The 1,234-nt window shown below is 73.7% G+C and carries 1 protein-coding gene; it reads left to right on the top strand.

What is annotated here, in order from left to right; translation table 11 throughout:
* Positions 1–177 precede the first annotated feature (177 nt).
* The coding region (locus tag AOK16_RS24740) for a lysine N(6)-hydroxylase/L-ornithine N(5)-oxygenase family protein (RefSeq protein ID WP_055474317.1) at positions 178–1,234 on the top strand (1,057 nt) is incomplete at its 3' end.

Raw genomic sequence — 1,234 nt, 5'->3', positions numbered from 1 at the left:
GGCACCGGACCCGCCACTGCCACCGGGCCTGTTGCGGCCACTGGGCCCGCCGCGGACACCGGACCCGCTGCGACCGCCGGGCCGACCGCAACCGCCGAGCCCGGCACTGGGTCCGCCGCGACCGACGAGGCCGCCGACGCCGGGTCGGAGGCCGACCGGCCCCTTGACCTCGTCGGCATCGGCATCGGCCCCTTCAACCTCTCCCTCGCCGCCCTCGCCCACGGCGTATCCGGCCTGCGCACCGCCTTCTACGACCAGCGGCCCGCCTTCCACTGGCACCCCGGCCTGCTCATCGAGGGCACCACCCTCCAAGTCCCCTTCCTGGCCGACCTCGTCACCCTCGCCGACCCCGCCAGCCCCTGGTCGTTCCTCAACTACCTGCGCCACCGCGACCGGCTGTTCCCGTTCTACTTCGCCGAGCGCTTCCACATCGAGCGCGCCGAATACGACGCCTACTGCCGCTGGGTCAGCGAGCAGCTGCCCGGACTGCACTTCGGCCACCAGGTCGACGCCGTCCGCTGGAACGCCGAACGCGCCCTGTTCGAGGTTGACTTCACCCAGGTCGATCCGGACGGCGAGGCCCTGGCCCTGGGCCGGGTGTACGCGCGCAACGTCGTCCTGGGCGTCGGCACCGCGCCGTACGTCCCCGAGCCGCTGCGGCCGCTCGCCGACGCGCCGACCGTGCCCGTCGTGCACTCCGCCGACTACCTCGACCAACGCGAACGGCTGCTGGGCGCCGAGCACCTCACCGTCATCGGCTCCGGACAGTCCGGCGCCGAGGTCTTCCTCGACCTGCTGCGGGCCCGGCCCGCCGGGCGCGAGCGGCTGACCTGGCTGGCCCGCACACCCGCCTTCGCGCCCATGGAGTACAGCAAGCTCGGTCTGGAGCAGTTCACCCCCGACTACGCCCGCTACTTCCACGGCCTGCCCGAGCGGGTACGCGACGAACTCCTCCCGCGCCAGTGGCAGTTGCACAAGGGCATCGACCACGACACGCTCGCCGCCATCCACGCCGAGCTGTACCGCCGCACCCTCGACGGCGGCTGGCCCGACGCCGTCCTCACCCCGGGCGTACGGGTCCGCACCGCCGGGCGGGTCGGGGCCCGGCAGATCGAACTCCACCTGGAACACGTCCAGCAGGGCACCCGCACCCGGCTCACCACCGACGCCGTCGTCCTGGCCACCGGCTACCGCGAACGCCGCCTCGACAGCCTCCTCGGGCCGCTCGACCCGT

The organism is Streptomyces pathocidini (assembly GCF_001418495.1).
Lineage (GTDB): Bacteria > Actinomycetota > Actinomycetes > Streptomycetales > Streptomycetaceae > Streptomyces > Streptomyces pathocidini.
Note: the sequence above shows the minus strand (reverse complement) of the source record. Positions and strands in the feature narration are given on the sequence as shown.